This is a genomic window from Aequorivita viscosa (assembly GCF_900106795.1).
In the GTDB taxonomy this organism is placed as follows: domain Bacteria; phylum Bacteroidota; class Bacteroidia; order Flavobacteriales; family Flavobacteriaceae; genus Aequorivita; species Aequorivita viscosa.
The window spans coordinates 169,189-190,016 of record NZ_FNNS01000002.1; the positions used below are offsets into that span (position 1 = coordinate 169,189).

17 protein-coding genes are annotated in these 20,828 nt (G+C 36.7%); all 17 read right to left on the minus strand.

The features are described from left to right. Positions 1–20: 20 nt before the first annotated feature. The 17 genes from BLW28_RS01755 to sov all read right to left on the minus strand — a co-directional run bounded on the left by BLW28_RS01755 (position 21) and on the right by sov (position 20,825). Positions 21–1,283 (minus strand): ABC transporter permease, encoded by a 1,263-nt coding sequence (locus BLW28_RS01755; protein WP_073214057.1) that lies wholly within the window; start codon positions 1,281–1,283, stop codon positions 21–23. 1 nt (position 1,284) lies between these two features. Next, entirely contained in the window at positions 1,285–2,529 is a 1,245-nt protein-coding gene (locus BLW28_RS01760) for an ABC transporter permease (RefSeq protein WP_073213924.1), read from the minus strand. Beyond that, positions 2,522–3,229: an ABC transporter ATP-binding protein gene (locus tag BLW28_RS01765; protein ID WP_073213926.1), complete on the minus strand. Its 708-nt coding sequence runs from the start codon at positions 3,227–3,229 to the stop codon at positions 2,522–2,524. The genes BLW28_RS01760 and BLW28_RS01765 overlap by 8 nt, the downstream gene beginning before the upstream one ends. 148 nt (positions 3,230–3,377) lie before the next feature. Further along, positions 3,378–3,611, minus strand: a complete 234-nt coding sequence (locus BLW28_RS01770) for a hypothetical protein (RefSeq protein WP_073213930.1) — start codon at positions 3,609–3,611, stop codon at positions 3,378–3,380. A 54-nt stretch (positions 3,612–3,665) separates the two neighbouring features. Further along, on the minus strand, positions 3,666–4,193 hold the full coding sequence (locus BLW28_RS01775; RefSeq protein ID WP_073213933.1) for a DUF420 domain-containing protein: 528 nt from the start codon (positions 4,191–4,193) through the stop codon (positions 3,666–3,668). Positions 4,194–4,197: 4 nt separating this feature from the next. Then, on the minus strand, positions 4,198–4,821 hold the full coding sequence (locus tag BLW28_RS01780) for an SCO family protein (protein WP_073213935.1): 624 nt from the start codon (positions 4,819–4,821) through the stop codon (positions 4,198–4,200). A gap of 26 nt (positions 4,822–4,847) precedes the next feature. Beyond that, complete coding sequence (locus tag BLW28_RS01785; RefSeq protein WP_234946424.1) at positions 4,848–5,519, minus strand: hypothetical protein; 672 nt, start codon at positions 5,517–5,519, stop codon at positions 4,848–4,850. Positions 5,520–5,617: 98 nt separating this feature from the next. Next, positions 5,618–6,007 (minus strand): cytochrome C oxidase subunit IV family protein, encoded by a 390-nt coding sequence (locus BLW28_RS01790; RefSeq protein ID WP_073213942.1) that lies wholly within the window; start codon positions 6,005–6,007, stop codon positions 5,618–5,620. Between the two features lie 18 nt (positions 6,008–6,025). After that, positions 6,026–7,009 carry a cytochrome c oxidase subunit 3 gene (locus BLW28_RS01795; protein WP_073213944.1) on the minus strand — a complete coding sequence of 328 codons (984 nt, stop codon included), beginning with the start codon at positions 7,007–7,009 and terminating at the stop codon, positions 6,026–6,028. A gap of 46 nt (positions 7,010–7,055) precedes the next feature. Next, positions 7,056–7,646: a cytochrome c oxidase subunit 3 gene (locus BLW28_RS01800; protein WP_244885840.1), complete on the minus strand. Its 591-nt coding sequence runs from the start codon at positions 7,644–7,646 to the stop codon at positions 7,056–7,058. Between the two features lie 34 nt (positions 7,647–7,680). Continuing rightward, positions 7,681–8,580 carry a heme o synthase gene (gene cyoE / locus BLW28_RS01805; RefSeq protein ID WP_073213948.1) on the minus strand — a complete coding sequence of 300 codons (900 nt, stop codon included), beginning with the start codon at positions 8,578–8,580 and terminating at the stop codon, positions 7,681–7,683. Between the two features lie 235 nt (positions 8,581–8,815). Next, complete coding sequence (locus BLW28_RS01810; protein WP_073213951.1) at positions 8,816–10,921, minus strand: gliding motility protein RemB; 2,106 nt, start codon at positions 10,919–10,921, stop codon at positions 8,816–8,818. A gap of 105 nt (positions 10,922–11,026) precedes the next feature. Continuing rightward, a complete protein-coding gene (locus BLW28_RS01815; RefSeq protein ID WP_073213954.1) occupies positions 11,027–11,806 on the minus strand; it encodes an energy transducer TonB in 780 nt (259 codons plus the stop codon). A 166-nt stretch (positions 11,807–11,972) separates the two neighbouring features. Further along, positions 11,973–12,695 carry an energy transducer TonB gene (locus BLW28_RS01820; RefSeq protein ID WP_073213957.1) on the minus strand — a complete coding sequence of 241 codons (723 nt, stop codon included), beginning with the start codon at positions 12,693–12,695 and terminating at the stop codon, positions 11,973–11,975. A 66-nt stretch (positions 12,696–12,761) separates the two neighbouring features. After that, entirely contained in the window at positions 12,762–13,139 is a 378-nt protein-coding gene (locus BLW28_RS01825) for a VanZ family protein (RefSeq protein ID WP_073213961.1), read from the minus strand. After that, a complete protein-coding gene (gene gcvH, locus BLW28_RS01830) occupies positions 13,129–13,509 on the minus strand; it encodes a glycine cleavage system protein GcvH (RefSeq protein ID WP_073213964.1) in 381 nt (126 codons plus the stop codon). Before gcvH ends, BLW28_RS01825 begins: the two co-directional genes overlap by 11 nt. Before the next feature lie 32 nt (positions 13,510–13,541). Beyond that, positions 13,542–20,825, minus strand: a complete 7,284-nt coding sequence (sov, locus tag BLW28_RS01835; protein ID WP_073213967.1) for a T9SS outer membrane translocon Sov/SprA — start codon at positions 20,823–20,825, stop codon at positions 13,542–13,544. Positions 20,826–20,828: the final 3 nt, after the last annotated feature.

A 20,828-nucleotide genomic window follows, 5' to 3' on the forward strand; every position in this document is an offset into this window, starting at 1 on the left:
TTGATTTTTGATACAATTTTTTAATCTGTTCGCAATGCTTCTACTGGTCTAATTTTTATTGCGTTTTGAGCAGGGATAAGGCCCGCCAATAATCCTGATATTATTAAAATCATTAGGGCTGTAAAAACAACTCCAATATCTACTGATGGGTTTAGGAACATCATTTCGGAAGTGTCCATTTTGTCCATTTCGTTATTCACTAAAATTAAAACACCAGTTGCCAAAATAATTCCCACCATCCCAGAAATAATGGTAAGGAAGCTTGATTCCAGTAAAATTTGAGACCGAATGCTCCAGGGTGTCGCCCCTAAGGCACGACGCACACCGATTTCTTTGGTTCGTTCTTTTACAACGATGAGCATGATATTGCTAATTCCGATAACTCCGGAAATCAATATTAATATCCCTACGAAATATGCGACGAAATTTAATGCTGTAAACAAACCGTTTATTTTATTGTACTGTTCGTATAAATCGAAATTACCAACGGCTCGATCATCGGTAGGCGCAATGGAATGACGGGCTTTAATAACGTCGAATACCTGGGATTTTAACTCGGTGATAGAGGATCCGTCTTCGGCGGTAATTGCCATCCAACCAACGATATTTGCCATATTAAAGGCTTGGGAGAAGGACGTAAAAGGCACATAAATTTCTTTTTGGTTTTCTTCTGGATCGCCATTTTGACCATTTTTTTTATAGGTTCCTATAACCATAAAATTGACGCCATTGATTTTAATATACGAACCTATTACTTCTTCACCTGGATCATACAATGCGGTTTGAACACCACTTCCTATAATTGCAACTTTTCGTTTTTCTTCAATATCGGAGTAATTAATAAATCGGCCCGAAGTGATGTCCATTGGTTGCTGCTGTGTAATTTCGGGATAATCGCCATACACATTAAAAGCGCCGGTTTGCAAGCCTCTAACTACGTTATTACTTCCTCTAAAACCGCCCAACTGATTTCTAGGAGAAACAAATCTGAGACCTGGCACCTGATCTTTTATTGCTTGAACATCGTCAAGTTTAAAATTATATCGTCTACCTTTTGGTAAACCTTTATACGGTTGTGATACATTTTGCGCCCACATAAACATGGAGTTAGTAGCCATGCCTGTAAAAGATTGTTTTATTCCGTTTTCAAGTCCGTTTCCTGCGGCGAGTAAAATAACAAGAATAAAAATACCCCATAGAACTCCAAAAGCGGTAAGAATTGTTCTAAACCAATTGCTGCTTAAGGCTTCAATAATTTCTGCCCAACTATCCCTGCTAAATATTTTACTCATCACGTAAAGCTTCTATGGGTTTAATATTAGCGGCTCTATATGCAGGAAAAAAGCCCGCGACTGCTCCAGCAATTATCAAAATAAATACGGTTGTAATTGCCACGGAAAAATCGACAGATGGATTACTTATAAAGCTAGTTTCGATTAAAGGACCTGCAAATTGAATAAGAAAAAGACTTAAAAGCAACCCAATAAATCCAGCCATAGTAGTTACAAATATTGATTCGTGAAGTATCATCCCGATTATAGACCACGGCTGTGCGCCTATTGCTTTTCGTATACCAATTTCTTTAGTTCGCTCCTTTACTATAATGAGCATTATATTACTTACGCCAACAATTCCAGCTATAATGGTACAAATACCAACTCCCCAAAAGAACAAGCGGATCATTTTATTTAGGTCGTAAAAGCGTTTGGTGTTTTCTAAAGAATTGTTCACGTGTATAGCCCTTAAATCGTTAGGCGCGATGGAATGTGCAGTCTTAAGGTCAGCTTCAAGTTGTGCTGAAAAAGCTTCCGAAGCGGCCAAGGCTTCCTTATAGGTTTTATGATCCTTGAGTGTAAAAGCCAAAGAACGCAGTTTATCTCCTGCGTTATAAACTCTTTGCGAAGTAGTTAAGGGAATAAAAATTCTTGTTTCTTCACGCTCTCCTCCTGGGTCGGTATAAATTCCGACTACTTTAAACTTTATCCCAGTTATATCGACATACTCACCTAGCGCATTTTTTCCTTTAAAAAGATCGAGATATACTTGGTTTCCAATCACAGCAACTTTTTCAAAAGTTTCTAGATCGGCCTGATTAATGTATCTACCCGCTACTAGGGTTTCATTTTCCAAGAATTGGTAATCACTTCGAACGCCTTCTATTCGGTAACTTCCACTTTCATTTTTATAAGTCGTTAAACCTCCCCAAATACTGTAAACACCAGATTTATATTCTAGTTTATCTTCATTCTTCTTAACCGCCATTTCATAATCGCGATTATCCATTTCAATTCTACGGCCTGGATTTAGACCTTTATATTCAACTGAAGTAACACCTGCCCAAACGCTTATTCTATTAGCTGCGTCGTTTTCAAATTCTTTAGAAACCCCGTTTTGCATGCCTTGCCCCATGGCGAGTAAAATAACCAGGATAAAAATACCTGAAGCTACTGAGAGGCCAGTGAGGAACGTTCGCAGTTTGTTTTTACGAATAGTGTCAAAAATTTCTTGCCAACGCTCTAGATTAAACATTCGCTGCAATTTTAGCTCGTACTTGGTCTACTTTGGAATCGTCGATAATTAGCCCATCTCTTAGGTTTACGATTCGTTTCGTCATATTGGCAATATCTTCTTCGTGTGTAACAATAAGGATTGTTTTACCTTCATCGTTTATCCCTTGAATAAGTTCCATAACCTCGTATGATGTTTTGGTATCCAGTGCTCCTGTAGGTTCATCTGCTAATAGTACTTTAGGATCACTTGCCAAAGCCCGAGCGATGGCGACTCTTTGTTTTTGACCTCCTGAAAGCTCGTTGGGAAGATGCGTAGCCCATTGTGCAAGCCCTACTTTTTCGAGATAGTGCATTGCTTTTTCGGTTCTTATATTTCGTTTTTCTCCTTGATAATATAGCGGTAAGGCCACATTTTCGAGAGCAGATTTATAATTAATTAAATTAAAGGATTGAAAAATAAAGCCGAGAAATCTGTTTCTATATTGAGCAGCAACTTTTTCATTCAAATTTTTAATCAGAGTTCCGTCCAGATTGTAGGTGCCTTCGTCGGCTTCGTCTAGAATCCCTAATATATTGAGAAGAGTAGATTTTCCAGAGCCGGATGAACCCATAATAGAAACCATTTCACCTTCGGAAACTGTAAAATTTATCCCTTTAAGAACATGGAGCGAGTTTTTACCCATGTGATAGGATTTATGAAGGTCTTTTATTTCTATCATACTTAATTTATTAGCTTACAAAGTAAACGGAGAATCCCCGACAATTTGTGAATTTTTTGTTAAGAAATGAAAGGGGTTCAACCCAATCTATTCTATAAGACTAAAAATGATAGAAAATGTTACAGTAGACCTTAAAAAGGAAAGAAAATTAAAGTTCGCCGCGCTGTCTGGCCTTTTTACGACTACGATATACAGCAAAGCCTACACCAGCCACTAATAAATATGGAAACACCATTAAGTACACGATTCCATTGTTAATTCCCTTTGCAGCCTTTCCTCCATCCTGACTTTCGAGTACGGCACGACACATAGAACACTGTGCTTCGGCAGGAAGACTTATAAAAAGGAGTAGCAACACTATGAAAAATATTTTCGTCTTCATTGTAATTCAATTTTTAAAAAGAGCAAACGCTTGATCATTTTCAAAATGGGTTATTTAATAATAAGGCGAAATCATTAAATAAACAATCACACCACTCACCGCTACATAAAGCCAAAGTGGATAGGTTATGCGTGCAATTTTTCTATGTTTATAGAACTGTCCGGAAATTGCCCTAACAAAGGTTATTAGCACAAAAGGTATAACGACGATGGATAGAATAATATGCGTTATTAAAATAAAAAAGTAAATATACTTTAACACGCCTTCACCACCATACGAGGTTGAATCTGAAGTCATGTGGTAAATTACATATAACACTAAAAACAATACGGAAAGACCTATTGCAGTTTTCATTAACCGCTCGTGCAATTTTGTGTTCCCTTTTCTTATTTGATATACGGCAATTACCAGCAACAAGGCGGTGGTTGCATTTATTGAAGCATAGATAGGCGGTAAAAATCCTAAACGTTCTACTCCTGGAATTTTTACAGTAAATAAAGCTGCAACAGCCAAAGGAATAGCAATTGAGAATATCCAAATTAAGACATTATACTTTCGAGTATCAGGAGCTTCGTTTTGCATAGCTTTAAAGTAGATTTTTTATATCTTCTTTTAACATTTGAATGTTCTTATCATCCAATCCATCATAGTATATCATCGGGTTTCCGTGCTCATCTTTTCGAGAGCGGATATTTCCTTGTTGATCAATTAAGGCAAAAAAGCCCGAATGCTCGAATCCGGCACCAACATCTGGTGTTTCACCAACGTACAAGTTGAAGCCTTCATTTGCTAATTTGAATATTTGATCCCTTTCGCCCGTAAGTAAATGCCATTGAGGTTTGGTTATACCTTTTTGTTTAGCATATTCTTTTAAAACCTCTGGAGTATCGTGCGCAGGATCTATAGTGATAGATGCAATACCCACTTTTGGGTTACCAAGAAACTCATTTTGAATCTTGATCATATTTTCATTCATAATCGGACAAATATCCGGGCAAGTTGTGAAGAAAAATTCTACTAAATAAACCTTGTTTTCGTAATCTTTGTTTGTTATAGTTTTCCCATTCTGATCAGTGAAGCTAAAATTGGGCACTTGACCGATTGTTTCTAATTCAGGTTTGGCGAGTCTATCGACAACCTTTGGGACTACCCATATTCCGAAAATAAGAATGATAAAAGAAATACCTATGTATGAATAATTTTTTTTCACAGCCTTAAATTGATTGTTAAGTGTATTTAAATTTCTCTACTTGAACCGTATTTTTTTAACGCGCGACGGTATTCAGCCAACAACACCTTTACATCATCGCTCATTTTATTGTTTATTTCTGCAATTTGACTTGAGTCGAATCCGTACATTATTCCGTGATCTTTGTCATCATCCCGACCACGCAAGTTGCGTTCCTTATCAATAATAAAAACGTAGGGTGTAGAAAAGCCTGAGTCAATTGTTATATTAGATTGTAACGAATGAAAAACGCTTGTGATTTTGTCGTCTGATCCAAAAGCAAATAACCAAGAATCAGTTGGGGCAATCTCGGCCAACTTTTGTTCCACATTTCTGGCTTGGCTTTGAGTACCTTCAGGCAGAAGAATGACAAATTGAAATTCTCGGAAACTATGATTTTTAGTATAAATTTTGTGAGCAAGATTATATGCATAGGCACGATGTGCTTCCAAATCACGACCAAAAAATCCTAAAATTGTAATATGATCTTCAAGCTGCACTGGTTTACCATCTAATGTAGTAAATCCGTCGAGTTCTGCGACGTTTTTAGTAAGAACAGGTAATGGCTTAAAGTAATTTGTACTAAGGGAAAAGAAAATGTAGGCCGTAATAGGCAGAATAAAAAGGATGCTGAGCACCAAATACTTCTTCATCTTCTGTTGCATAATTCTTTCTTGCAAAAGTAAAGGGTTTGGGAATCCAGAACAACCTTTAGAAAGTTAATTGTGAAAAATAGTATTATAAAAAAACCCTCAAAAAGAGGGTTTTTAAATATCAATTAAAAATTGAATTTTATATATCCGTTATTAAATACTTCATATATATAGTCCCCTTCGATTAAGAGAAGTGTTACGAGATAGGCAATCAAGAAGACCCCTGTCCAAACAACTGCTCTTCGCATTGCAGTTACTTCGTCTCGAATGTGCATAAAATCCCAAGTAATATAGTAGGCTTTAAAGATTGTTAAAAGGATAAAAATCCAATTTAATAGCTTTAAAGCCAGGAAGTCATTTTCCAACAAAAAGGCTGGTCTAATAATTCCTAAAACAACTTCAATAATAGTCACTATGGAAAGAATAACAAAGACTCCCCATATTTTATGAATATTCGATTTAAACTTTAGAGTACCTCTAAAGATTGCAAGTTTATGTTCGTGTTCGTGTGCCATTTTTTAAATATTGAAAATCTATACAAGATAAAAGAATGTGAATACAAATACCCAAACTAAATCAACAAAGTGCCAATAAAGTCCAACTTTTTCTACCATTTCGTAGCTTCCTCTACGCTCATAAGTACCTATTAAAACATTGAAGAATATAATACAGTTAAGCAAGACCCCAATGGAAACGTGAAATCCGTGAAATCCGGTAATAAAGAAAAAGAAGTCTGCAAACAATGGGTGCCCATATTCGTTGTGACGAAGGTTTGCACCTTTTACAATTAATTGCCCGTCTTTTTCTAATTTACTTATAGATTCAGCTCGCGAAAGCACTATGTGATTTCCATTTTCGTCCTTCTGTTGAATTCTGATTAACAAATTGTCATTTGCTAAAAACCCAGCTTTCACTTGATCTAACGAAACTTCTGGATAAAATTCAGCTTCTTTTTTATACCAAATTCCATTTTCTTTGGTGTGTTCTGTACGAGGTGTAGTTGCCAAGGCCGCAAAGTCGTCCAACGCTACACGCGATCCATCTTTATCTAAAAACTGAATAATTTCGCCACCTTTAGTTTCAACAGCACCATAATCTCCTTTGATAAAAGTTGCCCATTCCCAAGCTTGTGAGCTAAGAAAGACGAAACCACCTATAATAGTTAAAAATAAATAAAAGGTAACTTTCCCTTTCTGCATTTTGCTACCGGCATCTACTGCTAGCACCATAGTTACAGATGAGAAAATTAAGACAAAGGTCATAAACGCCACATAATACATTGGCGCTTCTACCCCATGAAGGAACGGAAAGTGGGTAAAAACTTCATCAGGAATAGGCCAAATATCGGCGAATTTGAATCGAGACAGGCCGTAAGCGGCAAGAAACCCAGAAAATGTCAAGGAATCGGAAACGATGAAAAACCACATCATCAATTTCCCATAGCTTGCTTTGAGTGGCGAATCTCCGCCTCCCCAAGTTTTTCCTTCAGTACCTGTTTGAACAACAGTTGCTTCCATAAAAAGAGTTTGGTTTAGAAATAAGGTTCAAAAATACGTTTAATTTTTATTTAACGAAATATAAAAACATAAAGAGGTAAATCCATACAGCGTCAATGAAATGCCAGAATGTTGCAGCCAGTTCAATTCCAAGGGTTTTACCGTTTTGGTAATTTTGTTTATAATGATTATAAATTACAACAGCTAGTGATATAAGCCCCCCAAACACGTGTGCTACGTGTAATAAAACGACTAAATAAATAAAGGATGTGGTAATATTACTTGTAGGGCCGGTAAAATAATAGCCACTATCAATTATTTCTGAAAAGCCTACAAATTGAAACACAACGAAACTTACACCTAACAAAAAGGTGGCAATAAATAATATCATTCCTTGAGAATCTCTTCCTTTTTGAACTGCTTTTTTACCCAAATGTATTGTTAGGCTACTAAGGAGTATTAAAACGAGACTTACGTAAAATGCTGGTGGAATTTCAAAATTCGATATCCAATCTGGTCGTTCTTTACTTACTACATAAGCACTGGTAAGCCCAGCAAAACTCATTGTAAGGCTAATTATTCCGAACCAAAGAAGATTTTTCTTGGCTCTTCCTACTTTGACCTCTTCGGCCGCGTTAAATAAGCTCTTTGCCATCATATTTAAAGTTTGTATTTTGTTCGTATTGAACCTATTATCTTATAAATTTATCTACCACATAAATAATTTGCAGCAAGGTAATATAACTAACACTAGCAAGCATTAATTGTTTAGCCGCTTTTGAAGTCTTTTCTCGATATAATCTTCCGGCATAATAAAGAAGACCAATACCTAATATTCCTACCAAGACTCCAGAGTAGGGCGTTAAATATAACTTACCTGTTATACCCAAAACAGGAATTAAGGAAACTAAAACAGTCCAGATACAGTATAAAAACACTTGCATTGCCGTTCCTTTATCTCGCTTACCATTCGGAAGCATAAAAAAGCCACCTTTTTTATAGTCGTCAAAAAGAAACCACCCAATAGCCCAAAAATGTGGAAATTGCCAGAAGAACTGTATCATAAATAAAGTTCCTGGCTCAATACCAAAGCTACCAGTGGCTGCTACCCATCCAAGCATAAAGGGAATAGCTCCTGGAAAAGCCCCTACAAAAACCGATAAAGGCGTTTTAGTTTTTAAAGGTGTATACAAACTAACGTACATGAAGATTGAAATAGCACCGAACATGGCCGTTATTGGATTAATTGCGTAAAGCACCCCAATTCCTACTATTGTTAAGAAAACACCCAAAACAAAGGCAGACCTAACACATATTCTGCCAGCAGGTAAAGGCCTGTTTTTAGTTCTATCCATCAAGGCGTCTAAATCGCGCTCAACTATTTGATTAAAAACATTAGAAGCTCCAACCATTGCATAGCCGCCAACGCATAGAAGAAAAAGAACAAAAAAATCAATATTATCTGCACCTAATAAATAACCTGCAACCGAGGAAAATAATACGCTTATAGATAGTCGGAACTTTGTAATTTCCTTGAAATTCCGAAGCGAGGATGGTACATTGTATGAGGAATGTGGGACGGACAAATTCATATTTTATTTGGCTGCGCAAAGATAGCAGTTCCTATTAAGCTTTCATAATAGAAACTACGTAATCTCACCCGATTATTTCCTGTATTTTAATCGTTTGACGAAGTGACTTGCTTTCCGAGCAAGTGTAGTTTCTGTGAAATTAACTAAAATCTGAAAAAAGGGGTACTCCTAAGAGCCATTTAAACTTCTTTACTCAAAATAAAACACAAAAGAATTACAAGAAGATTAAGCTTAATTAAAAATCGTAATACCAATTAAATAAGTCGGTTCGAATACCAAAATTAACCCAAGTAGTTTCATTTTTAAATACAGTTTCGGTATTCACTTTTGGGTTAAAGTCTCTAAATATAACGCTTCCGTATATTTTTAAATTAGTAGCTGGATTTATCAAGTACCCTAACTGAAGTTCAGTATGCAGAAAGTCGGTTGTATTACCTTGACCTATTTCATTTCCTAAATCATATGCCCTATTATCATTTTCAGAAAGATAAATATTGCTTCCGTAGTTTAAAGAGTCTTCTGGCGTGTTAAATTCAAAGCCGCGTTTTGCAATAATCACCTTGGCATCGCCATAAAGTCTACCTCTTTGGTAACGCGCTATTGCAATAAATTCAGAAAAATTAGCTCCATACGTATGAGCCATAGACTGGTTGTTGTGACCATAATTTAAAACAACTGTATTGTGTGAATATGTAAATGGTCTAACCCTATTATATTCCCCTTGAAGCAGAAGATTTTTTAATCCAAACGCATCATAATATTTTAACCCTACCTGATAACCTGTTTTGTTTGCAAAACTACCATTTCCGCTAAACACATTTAGGGAAGAAAATTCATCAATAATAAACTGTCCGTATACATTAACCCGGTCATTAACCTTGTATTTTGCACTTAGTCCTATTAATGCATTTCCGCCTCTTGCTCCAGTTGAAAACTCTATGGCGCGATAAAAAATTACTGGATTTAGGTAATTAAGATCAAAACCTCTATCATTATCATTTTCCCATAAAACCGACTCAAAAAGACCAATATTAAGTCGTTTGGTCACGTTATAGCTAAGGTAGTGGTTTGCCATGTACTTTGTCCTATAAGACCCCATATCAGTAACATCTTCCCTAACGTCTCGTAAAGACATCCAAGTGTTTGTATACTTGAGTTTCCAAAAGGTTGTATTTAACTTAAAATACGGATATGCACTTGCATTATCACTAACGAGTAAAGACCTGTATCCATCGCCTAAAAATGTTTTTCCATGTCCGAATTGAACATTAAAATATTTAGACGGTGTATACGAAATATGCCCAGTTGCTACTGGATAATCGTATGAGTCTGATTTAAAACCCTTTGCAATTCCTTTGCCTGGAATAATAGCTGGATAACTGTATGCCCGAATAGACTCAGAATAACGATTAAAATAATCGGCAAAACGTCCTTGGCTTTCATACACAACAGCGAAAAAACTTATTTTGCTTCCTATACCACCTTGAGTATACACCAAACGCGTATTATTATAGGTATTTAAGTCGGCACCAAAATCTTTTCCAACTTGTAAATCCACACCAGGATCAAGCGTTATCCAATAATCTTTACCCTTAATAGTTACCATGTGCTCATTTAAGAGCTTACGTCCGAACCAAGAATTTCGCGTTTTAGACATACTAGCATTCTGAGCTGCAAAATCGTAATACTTATTTACTTCACTATAGATGTATGGCTTTTGTGCTGTATGACTATTAAGCCCTACTCTATTCATGGCAGGATCGAAAAGACTATAATTGTGATGTGAAAGCGGAATGTTAATATTACTGGTATACTCTTCATTTTGATATGGCAGGTTCACCAAGTCGTCGTACTCGTTAACCAATTCCTCGCGAAGATCTTTTTTGTTTGAATCTTTTTTAGATTCAATAATATTACCCAATTCATCATAAACGGGCTTATTCAACGGTATGGCGATGGGCACAGTAAACTGAACATAGGTTGGTGCGCCATTATAAGTTGCTGGTTCTATTTTCGGTAACATTTCAAAAACGCGACGGGCCTCGGCACTCAGTTCCTCGTACATTCCATCTACGTATAGTACTTTAAAATCACCTTCTTTTGTAACTTCAAAAAGCACATTTACATTTCCTTTATAATTTTTTTGGGTAACAGTTTCAGGAACTTCGAAATTATCAAGTAAAAACTTTTGTAATGTTTGCGTAAAACACTGTTCCGAAGCTTGTATATCTACTCCTTCACATTCAGGAAACTTAGGATATATTTCGTACTGTGTAGTAGGTGTCTGTGCAAAAACACTTAATGTAAACGAAAGAAAGCAAATCAATAAAAATTGTTTCATAAACCAATTGCATTAAGGGGCGAAAGATACAGATTTTTTTAAAGAGACATTAACAAAAAAAGCCTCCAATTTTAGTTGAAGGCTATAGCTTAAAAATGAATTCCACTAGTGTATTTGAAAAATAATTGGTATCGTGTACAACACATCTACATTCTTATCGCCCTGTCGCCCAGGCTTCATTTTTGGTAACTTAGAAATAACTCGCTGCGCTTCAACTTTTAATTTCTCATTTCTGGAATTAGCACGGACATCGGTAACATAACCCTGCGAATCGATTTTAAATTGCACATATATTTTTTGGACCTGACCATTCTCTAACTCTTCCAGGTAACTCTTTCTAAAATTTCTATTTATAAAAAGATTAATTTTTTCAGAAAGACAATCAATTTTAGCGCCATTAGAACTCAAGCTTTCACATCCTGGGTAAACAGGGACAAATTCTACATTCAGAATATTCGACGGAGCTGTTGGTGCTGGGTCTTTAGGCGCCGATTTATCTTGGCCAACAGGTTCGTCGATAAGAATATCAGTCGAAGCAATTAAAGATTCTGGTTTATCATTCGAATTATCCTTTTCGAGATTAGTAAGCGCGGTTACAAGCTTTTGAATTGGTGCTGTTTTTACTTTTGGTTTTTTTACGGCGGCAATAGGTTTTGGTTTGTCCACATCAATTTGATAGTTTACCAAATGTTGTTCTTCAAGTTCATATTTGTAATTGTCCGTATATGAAGGCATATCCATTTTAAAAGACATCTGCATTACAATTAGAACAAGTAAGCAGCTAACAATAATTCCTATTTGAAAAAATAATCGAGAATTCCACGAAATATTTACTTTTTGCTTTTCTTCTCTTTTGTTACTCGGGTTTTTGACATCTGTTTTCATCTGATATATGGTTTTAGAAGTTTAGGAATAGGACCACACACGGCAGCGACAAGATTGATACTATATTAATCATCTTATCAATGCAAATACAACTTTAATGCCAAAAAACGAAAAATCCCGCACAAGTAGTACTTATACGGGACTTTATAATGTAAATTAATATATTTTATTGAATATCGAAAACGATTGGTAAAGAATAAAGCACTCCCACTGGCTTGCCTCGTTGTTTTCCAGGAGTCATATCAGGTAATGACTGTACAACTCTAACGGCTTCTTTTTCTAACCTTGGATGCGGAGCACGCGCTCTTACGTCGATTACTCTACCGCTTTTATCAATTTTAAATTGAACAGATATTCTCTGACGACCATCAAGACCAAGGTCACCTGCCAAATCTGTATTGAATTTTTTGTTAATAAAAGAAGACACTTTTTCAGACATACATCTCTTTTTAGCATCATTTCCTCTTTCATTCTCACAACCTGGATAAACTGGTACATTTTCAATTACAGCAAAAGGAACGTCAGCGATTTCTTCTTCTACAACTTCTTCTACGATTTCTTTAATCTCAACGATTTTTTCATCTTGATTAGTCTCAGTAGATTCAATAATTGTTTCCTCAATTTCCTCCTCATCCTCAATTACGTCAATAACTTCAGGAGCTGGTGGTGGTGGCGGTGGTGGCGGTGGTGGCGCCAATGGTTGCGTAATTGGAATTTCTTCTAACAACTCATCTCCAACGTCTAACTTACCGAAGTCGCTTAGAGATTTATCATACGTTTTCCATTCTATAGCCTGCCAAGCCAATAAAAGCATTAAAATCATACCGATTTGGAAGAAAAGCATGCTTTTTCTACCTACGTCAGCCTTGGGATTTTTTTTGGGTTCCATAATACTGTGTTTAACTAGTTGCTAAAATATATAAATTATCGTTCAATCTAAAGAGAAATGAAAATTTTAAGGAGCAAATAAATGTTTTATCTTTTGAAAAGTAAAAACACCTGTTAGGGCACCACCGAAATTCGCAAGAACATCAAATAAATCAGGCCTTCTTGAGACTGTCAAATATCCTTGTAACAATTCAATTATTATGCCATAAAGAAGCGATCCAGCCAGTATGAACACCACTTGTTTACGTTGTAAACGATAGTTGTTTTGTCGAAATGAATATAATTGCCAAAAGAAAACTAATAAAAAGTGAATAAGCAGATGAACAATTTTATCTGTTCCTCCCGGTAAATCTACTTTCGGTAATTCTGGCGGAGGCATCAAAAACAGGACTGTTATCGCGCAAGTGTAGACAACAGCTAAGGCTAAAATGGTTTTATTTCCCAATAAGCGCCTTATACCCTGCATCGTCCAATAGATCTGCTATCTCATCTGTGTCTGAAATTTTCAACTTAATTAACCAACCTTCGCCATAAGGATCTGTATTTACCTTTTCTGGTTCTGATTCAAGCTCTTCATTGAATTCAACTATTTCTCCAGAAAGTGGTAAAAACAAATCTGACACCGTTTTAACAGCTTCAACCGTTCCAAAAACTTCCTCGCGATCCATTGTGTCGCCAACGGTTTCTACCTCAACATATACAATATCGCCTAGTTCGCTTTGTGCGAAATCGGTTATACCGATAGTTGCAATATCGCCTTCAATACGGATCCATTCGTGATCCTTTGTAAACTTTAATTCGCTTGGGATATTCATAATTTAATTTTTTAGGTTAATATTCCTTTCTTTTAGTTTCCAAAATTATATCGAAGTGTAAATCCACTTCTTATGGTCGTTTGCGGGAATGCTGTTGAAATAGCATATTCCGAAAAAGTATGATCATAATAAAATAGTGCAGTCAGGTTTTTAGACAGCGCATAATCTACTGAAAGCTGTGCTCCATAAATAGTTTGACCTGCTGTTGTCTGACTATTATCTATATCTAAATAGCGAATAACGGTAATATTATCTCGTTTTGAAAGATCTATTTTAAAATTCAAATCGCTTACCATAACAGACCTCGTTCCGCCAAAGTTAGTGCCAATTCGTAAATCTTTAATTCGATACCCGATTCCAACAATATATTCAACTCCGCTGATTTCAGTTAGCAAGTTGTTTGCAAGACTTAAAGACAAAGCTCTATCTTTTCGCATCTCTGCCAAAATTTTCACAGAATTATTCATTTCAAAGTCAACACGAAGCAATGGCGAGAATTGCTCTGTAAGATTCACGTTAGTCAAGAGCGTTTTTGCTTTAAAATTACCTGATTGATCTACCGCTCCTGGGTTATCTGGATCGTAATCTAGGTTAGATTGAAATTGGTTAACTGTATAATTTGCGCGATATCCGTGAGTTAATGAAAAACGTCTGAAATTTTCCTTAAACCAAGGCAGCTTCATTAATCCAGTATATTTTACGTCCCAATTAGGAAGCGGAATATCTCTAAAAATTCCTGTTTTTTCCTTTGAAGGATCGCTTCCTTTATAGGCAGATAGGAACGACGGCAACAACACATCTTGACTGTTTCTTCCAAAGCCTACCGGGAAACCATCATCGGTTCGTGGAATAGGTCCGCCTTGATAATATTGCTCTGCCAACCTATTAGCTACCACCAAACGGTTATCCTTGAAATCCTGGAAAGCTGCAGAGTTTTTTTCATCGCTGCTACTAAAAGCGGTTTTAATAAGAAGGGTAGAGATATTAAAATTACCAAAAGTATTCGGCGTTAATGATTGGTACTGGTCGTTGTGAACCATAAAGTTTTCGGAATAGTTTTCAGATTGAATTCTACTTCCACTTACATCTATAGTTAAATCTCTTACTGGCTCTAGATTTACCTGAATATCCATTTGTCGGTTTGCTACCTCTGTATATTGTTCATTAAATTCTGGATAAAGCGTCAACCAACCTTTTTTGGCAGCGAGATCCCTAATTTCGGATTGGCTTCCAAATACAAATCCAGTTGTAGGCTTTAAAGTTCCAATAAAACCAGTAGAAGGTATATATCCAGGTAGATAAATTCCGTTATTTTCTTGATAGTTAAACTGCGCTCTTTTAATTGAAGTAGCCAATCCTATTAAAACATTGACTGCTTTATCGCCTGTATTTAAGGTGTTGTCTGCTGCACCAGCTCCCGCATTTCTACCAGAAAGCCTTCCAAACGTAGGCCCAGGGGTTTCGCTTTCGGCAACCTTTCCTTTACTATCACTTTTTGAACGCGTATTATCTGTTCTACCTGTTTCCTCTTCATCACCTGGACTTGACTTTCGAGCCTTGCTTCTCTTTATTTTGGTAAGACCAACATATCTATAAAAACTATTAAAGTCGAAACTAGAGTTTATTTTATGCGTACTTCCGTTTTGAATAGAATTTCCGAGATTGTACGTTTTAGTCTCACCGGTACTCAACTCTATTGGAAGTTCATTAAACTGATTACTACTTTTCTGCCATTGGTAGTCTCCTGTATATGAATATGTTGCTCGTATAAATTTTAGGAAAGGAAACTTACTGAAAGGAAGGTCGTAGTTAATTTGTAAAGATTGAGTATGCTGATTAGGTAATCCAACATCAAAGAATCCATCCCATACACCAACCGAGTTATCCACAACACCCTCGTCGTCTAGATAATTATTTACAATTCGATTATTAGCTGATGTGAAATTTAAACGAAGTGATTTTGTCAAGTTATAATTTAAAGTATACTGCCAATCAAATAAAAAGTTTCGTTGATAAAGCGTTGGCAAGCCTATATTTCCTTCTAAAAGATCGATGTCTCTAAATTTCTGTTGATTGTACTGCCGAACTATATTTGAACTCACAGTAAAGTTCGTAGGTAAATAGTTAAAATTAAGGTCTTTAGCAAACTGCCAATACTTATTCATGAAAATAGAATCGTTATTTTTAAACGGCTCTATTGGTTCAGGATTAAAGCTATAATTATACGTAGCCCCAGCTCTCACAGTTTGTTCAAGCGCATCTTCTACCTCAAAATCGTGATGATCTGTTTGGTTATAAGAGAAAGACCCTGTTAAGTTTTCAATGTCATAAATTCTAGGCTTTGCATCTCCAGTTCGTTCTTTTCTAACTCCAATAAGATTAACACTTTGCCTTCTAGTGTAGTCTACAGCTTGTTGCTTAATTCGGTCTCTATCGGCATCATCTACAGCATTGTCTAATCTAGCATCCAATTCGATATCTTGAAATTGAGGGTCGTACTTTGGAGTAATTAGTTCTTCTGAACGACCATAGTTAAACGGCAATTGAACACCCCATTTTTTTGGAAGTAATTGCCCTAAATTTAAATTGGTAACAACATCATATTGTTGCTGATCTTCAAGACTACGCTGATTTGGCCCTTGCTCTATAGATCCGAAACCAACTGTACTCATACTTCCAGTTGCACTTATTGTTGCAAAGTCGGCCATATTTGCATCCATGCTCATAACAGCTGCCCACCCACCTTTATTCTCAAGTTCAGAGAGACGAAGTTCGTTAAACCAAACTTCACCACAAAGATCGTTTGTTGTTGGGTTTTTCAATCCTAACATTATAGTACGAACATTTCCGAAACTTGGATTTCCTCTAATTCCAATTTGAAGCGGATTACCTCCACCGCTTACCCCGCCAACAAGTTCTTCCTGATCAAAAAATATTACTTCAGTAGGATCTGCGTTCGGGTTGGCTCTAAAATAAGCCATTGTTTTTGTTTTAACATCCTGCAACTGCTCTAATGGGAGGTTAAGCCTGTTTGCTATTGGCCAAATTTCTTCAGGATTAGAAGTATAAAAACGAGTAGGGTTTAAAGGCATCCTAACTTCGTAATAGTTATTTGTTAAGTCGTTCCCCATTCGCATAAAGGCAACCAATTCACCATCTCTAAGTGCTGTTTGGTTTTCTAATGATTCTGCGTGAACAAACATTTCTAAGTTTTTATACTGTCGCATATCAACATTGAAGTTCTTATACACGGCACGCCCATCATTTGGCTTCAATTCACAAACACGTAAAGCAAGAGACTGTTCGTTTTGTCGAATTATATTGTTGTTATTATTTAATTCTTCGCGCTCTAATCCTGGAGGTAATCTATAAGGAATGGGTTGACGATTTTCGTTTTCTTCAATACTTACAGCTTCAACCTCAAAAATTGTATTACTCTGACTAGGGTCTTCAAAAGTTACATCGTTAAGTGTTTTTTCGAATCGGCGATAATCTCCTCGCACCAATTCTAATGTTCCAAACCGCATTACCGTATTTTCCTGGAATTGTGAAAGATACATACGCATAAAACGAATTGATCGATAATCTGAAATTCCACCTACCGCTTTTGTTGGATCGCTAATTGGCACTTTAAACTGAACCCATCTTACTGGAATGGTATTATTATCTGGGGTAGTTACTTGAACTTCTTTAACATCACTTACATACCTATTTCCTTCGGTATCTAATCGCCCATTTAATGGTCTAAACGGAATACTATATTCAAAATAACTATTTATAGTATTCATTGTATTGTCCCGATTAATATCCTCTACATCCGGCAGGGAAGTACTTCCACGGTTCGTATCGCTTACTTCTACTGGCGAATTGCCCTCGGTTCCATTATATCTTAGGTAACGATCCAATATACTACCTTGCGCCTGTAAGAAATACTCATAATCGTCGTTAGCAGGGTCGGGAAAGCCTGCAAAATCAGGAAATTTCGCTGCTTCCTGAGCATTGTTCATACCGTCTAAACCGATATCCTGATTTCGACGTGCTTCTCCATCTGAACTAAATGTATATACCAAAGATTGGTTGGTTGGAACTTTTCCCCAAATAGAGCTGCTTGTATTTGCGTCGCTCGCATCTTCGGGCAATCCATTTTCATATTGCTTTTTCCCGTCCTTAAGAATATCTTCAGAAATATTTCCTAAGTTAAAATTAATAACACCACCAGGGTTATTCACATTCTCTTCATAAATGAATGGGTCCATTATCCAGAATTGGATATACTCTACGTTCGATTTCTCGAAATCGGAAGTCGTAATTGCTCGTGAAATTCCTCCGAAATTACCTTCTGGATTTGAAAGCGTGCCATCTACAGCGGCTTCGGGCTTAAAGTTATAAGGCCCACGTTGTTTTGGATAGTACGCCAAATCTAACGTAAATAAGGCTTGGGTTTGACCTTGTACAATATCCTGTTGTGGGAAAATCTCGTCTCTAAATACACGTCGTGTAAAGGGTGAAGACAAGTCTTGATCGTTTATTCCATCTGGCCTTCGACTGCTATAAAAAACAGGGTCGATAGTGTACCAAGCTAATTTTGCTCTTTTGAAGTTATAAGCTAGACCTGCTTCTTCTCCTCCTAAATTTGCTTCGACTGGAGTACTAGACAAGAACCAGCTTTGAGGCGTGCTAATATCGTTGGCTGTTTGAGAAGACTCGAAATCGTCAACATAAACCGTAGTTTTTCCGCCAAAATCGGAAACTTTTGGTGCTCCCGGCAATAAGTACGCAAATTCTCCTCGTAATGATAGGTTAGACTCAACATCTGTATCAATATTCGGAAGTTTATTTACCAACCGTGTAAGGAAAGGCACCTCGGTAGAGTAGTTTGCGTTAACTCCAAAAATAGTATTATTAATAGGCTCAACACCATAAGACGACTTCTGCGTCATAGGCCGTTCGTTCAGGTTTAAGTATGTAGCTCCAACAAGAAAGTTATCACTAAACTTATGTTCTACATTCAGCCCTGTAAATCGTTTGGTTTGTTGACCGAAAAGCGAATTGTTTTCGGTGCTAACAGAGATTGGAGTATTACTATTTAAAAGTGAAGGATCTAGAATTTGAACCCTTCCTAATTGATAGTTAACTGTATAATCAACCCCTTCAACTAAGGTTCTTCCACCTGCAGTAACAGTTACCGATCCTTGAGGAATGTTAAATGCTCCAATAGGAATTCCATCTGCTCCCGTAGATTTGTAGCTACCTTTTAATTGAAACTTGTTCTTTTCGCTTTCTTGTTGTTCTGCTTGCGTTTTAGTAGAAGAATATAGCGTTCCGAATACGTATTTTTCCTGATTGGCGTTGTAGGTTTCCTTTACATTGTAAATTGCTGGAGGCACACCAGGAGTAGGCGTTTGATTTAATTTTTTAAACAAGTGTTCTCCGAAAGGCTCGACGGTAGTGAATATAATTCTTCCATTTTGAGGATCGACAGTAATTCCTGGATAAAAATCGAAGAATCCGTCTCCACCTTGTTGCGGATCGTCATTAAAGTTCAATCTATCAACATTGAACACGCTCAATAATACCGTCTCTTTAACATCTTCTGGTAGTTCTGCATAAGGATGCTGCGGAGTTCCTCTAGCTTCTTCAATATAATTAAGCGGAGATGGATCTGTGTATACAATATTAAGTTTAAAATCTTCTTTTTCAAGTTGGTACGCTCCAATCGGGTACACGTTTTTCATCATCAAGTCCCAAACTGGCTCCTTTACATTGGTTACCGTGCTTTTCAGCATTTTAACCACAAGATTCTGAGCCGGGCTTACTTGATTCTCTGGGTCTGGAGGAGGAATGTTGCCTTGTCTAGGATCAAATCCACCACCGTTTGCTTCTACTCCATCGTTCGAAAATTCACCTACTTGGTATACCTTTCCGTTCGCAGTAAATTGAAATGCAACCCCTAAAACTTCGTCATTGTTTAGTCTTTGATTTAAGGAGATATATCCTAATTGTGAATTTAGCTGATATTCGCCTTGATCTAATCTACGAGCGTTTTCTAAACTAACGTAATCAACTCCATCTTTCACGGTAACACCTGTAAATCCCTGTCCTACAGTTGCTATATCACGAATTGCTGGATTGAGTAATGACGATGCTCCGCCGTTAATACCAAACGGATTAAAGTCGTTATTTCCGTTATCGGGATAAGCATTAGTTGGAACATTAATAAAGCCCCCTGGAGGATTGTTCAAACCTATATTAGTTGGATCAGATTCCCCGATGTCCTGCAGTGCAACAATATTTCTAACGTTATTGGTCTGGCTAGAACGGTTTGTAATCCACACTTCCATTCTAGTAACTTGAATATTACTATTTATAAAAGGGTATTGTTTTAAGGCACGATCGTAATTATCTCTAAAGTAATGCGCTAAGAAAAAGTGACGATTTTCATCATAGTCTAATGCGTAAAGTTCAAAATCGGTAACGGTAGCGCCCCCTTCGGCCATTACGGTTTTAGTTTCAGATTTTTGTTCAGAGAAAACCCCTGTTATGGTAGTTTTTCCAAATTGTAACTGCGTTTTTACACCAAATAAACTCTGAGCCCCTTGTATTAAAGAACTATTGAGCGGCATACTTACGTTACCAACTTCAATTTTTTGAATAATATCATCCTCTGTTGGAGTGTATTCAAGTTTTACTTGGTTTTGGAAATCGAAGGTGCTTTCCGTATCATAATTTGCAGTTACCTGAAGTCTAGTTCCAACTTTTGCCAAAAGGCTGAGGCTAATTCGTTGATCGAAATCGAAGGTAAAACTGCTTCTATTTTGCGGAGAAAACTGTGGATTATCTTGTTTGGTATACAACATACCAATATCCATTTCTACAGAACCTTGAGGAAGGACTTCAATCGTATTCCCACCAAAAACGCTTTCAAAGAAATTTGAATTTACATAAAAAGTTGGCAACAGGTTTTTTTGTTGTTCTTCCGAACCTTTTTTACGGCCATCAGCGGCGTCTATTTTTTCTTTGAAATAGCTTTTTATTTGCTCTTCCTGAATTAATTTTTGATATTCTTCCCGAGTAAGAATAATTGGATAGTTGATTTTAAAATCGCCTAAAGTTTGGGTGTAGATATAACGGTCGGTTATAGGATCATACGTATATAAATTTTCTATACTTGAAGGATTTGGCAAATCCATCGTACCCATTGAAGATCCTGTAGCGGTAGTATCTTGAGCAAATGAAACATCACTGATAGATACGAAGCATATTAATATCAAAAGCTTAAATAAGCCACCTTTGTAAACGTAGTTTTTTGCGCTCAATTG

Bases quoted from the DNA above. Each gene is read 5' to 3' on its own strand.
- BLW28_RS01800 (WP_244885840.1), bottom strand. From the start codon at position 7,646: ATGATGGCAAAGAGCTTATTTAACGCGGCCGAAGAGGTCAAAGTAGGA.
- BLW28_RS01770 (WP_073213930.1), bottom strand. From the start codon at position 3,611: ATGAAGACGAAAATATTTTTCATAGTGTTGCTACTCCTTTTTATAAGT.
- BLW28_RS01775 (WP_073213933.1), bottom strand. From the start codon at position 4,193: ATGCAAAACGAAGCTCCTGATACTCGAAAGTATAATGTCTTAATTTGG.
- BLW28_RS01815 (WP_073213954.1), bottom strand. From the start codon at position 11,806: ATGAAAACAGATGTCAAAAACCCGAGTAACAAAAGAGAAGAAAAGCAA.
- gcvH (WP_073213964.1), bottom strand. From the start codon at position 13,509: ATGAATATCCCAAGCGAATTAAAGTTTACAAAGGATCACGAATGGATC.
- BLW28_RS01765 (WP_073213926.1), bottom strand. From the start codon at position 3,229: ATGATAGAAATAAAAGACCTTCATAAATCCTATCACATGGGTAAAAAC.
- BLW28_RS01760 (WP_073213924.1), bottom strand. From the start codon at position 2,529: ATGTTTAATCTAGAGCGTTGGCAAGAAATTTTTGACACTATTCGTAAA.
- BLW28_RS01790 (WP_073213942.1), bottom strand. From the start codon at position 6,007: ATGGCACACGAACACGAACATAAACTTGCAATCTTTAGAGGTACTCTA.
- cyoE (WP_073213948.1), bottom strand. From the start codon at position 8,580: ATGAATTTGTCCGTCCCACATTCCTCATACAATGTACCATCCTCGCTT.
- BLW28_RS01820 (WP_073213957.1), bottom strand. From the start codon at position 12,695: ATGGAACCCAAAAAAAATCCCAAGGCTGACGTAGGTAGAAAAAGCATG.
- BLW28_RS01810 (WP_073213951.1), bottom strand. From the start codon at position 10,921: ATGAAACAATTTTTATTGATTTGCTTTCTTTCGTTTACATTAAGTGTT.
- BLW28_RS01795 (WP_073213944.1), bottom strand. From the start codon at position 7,009: ATGGAAGCAACTGTTGTTCAAACAGGTACTGAAGGAAAAACTTGGGGA.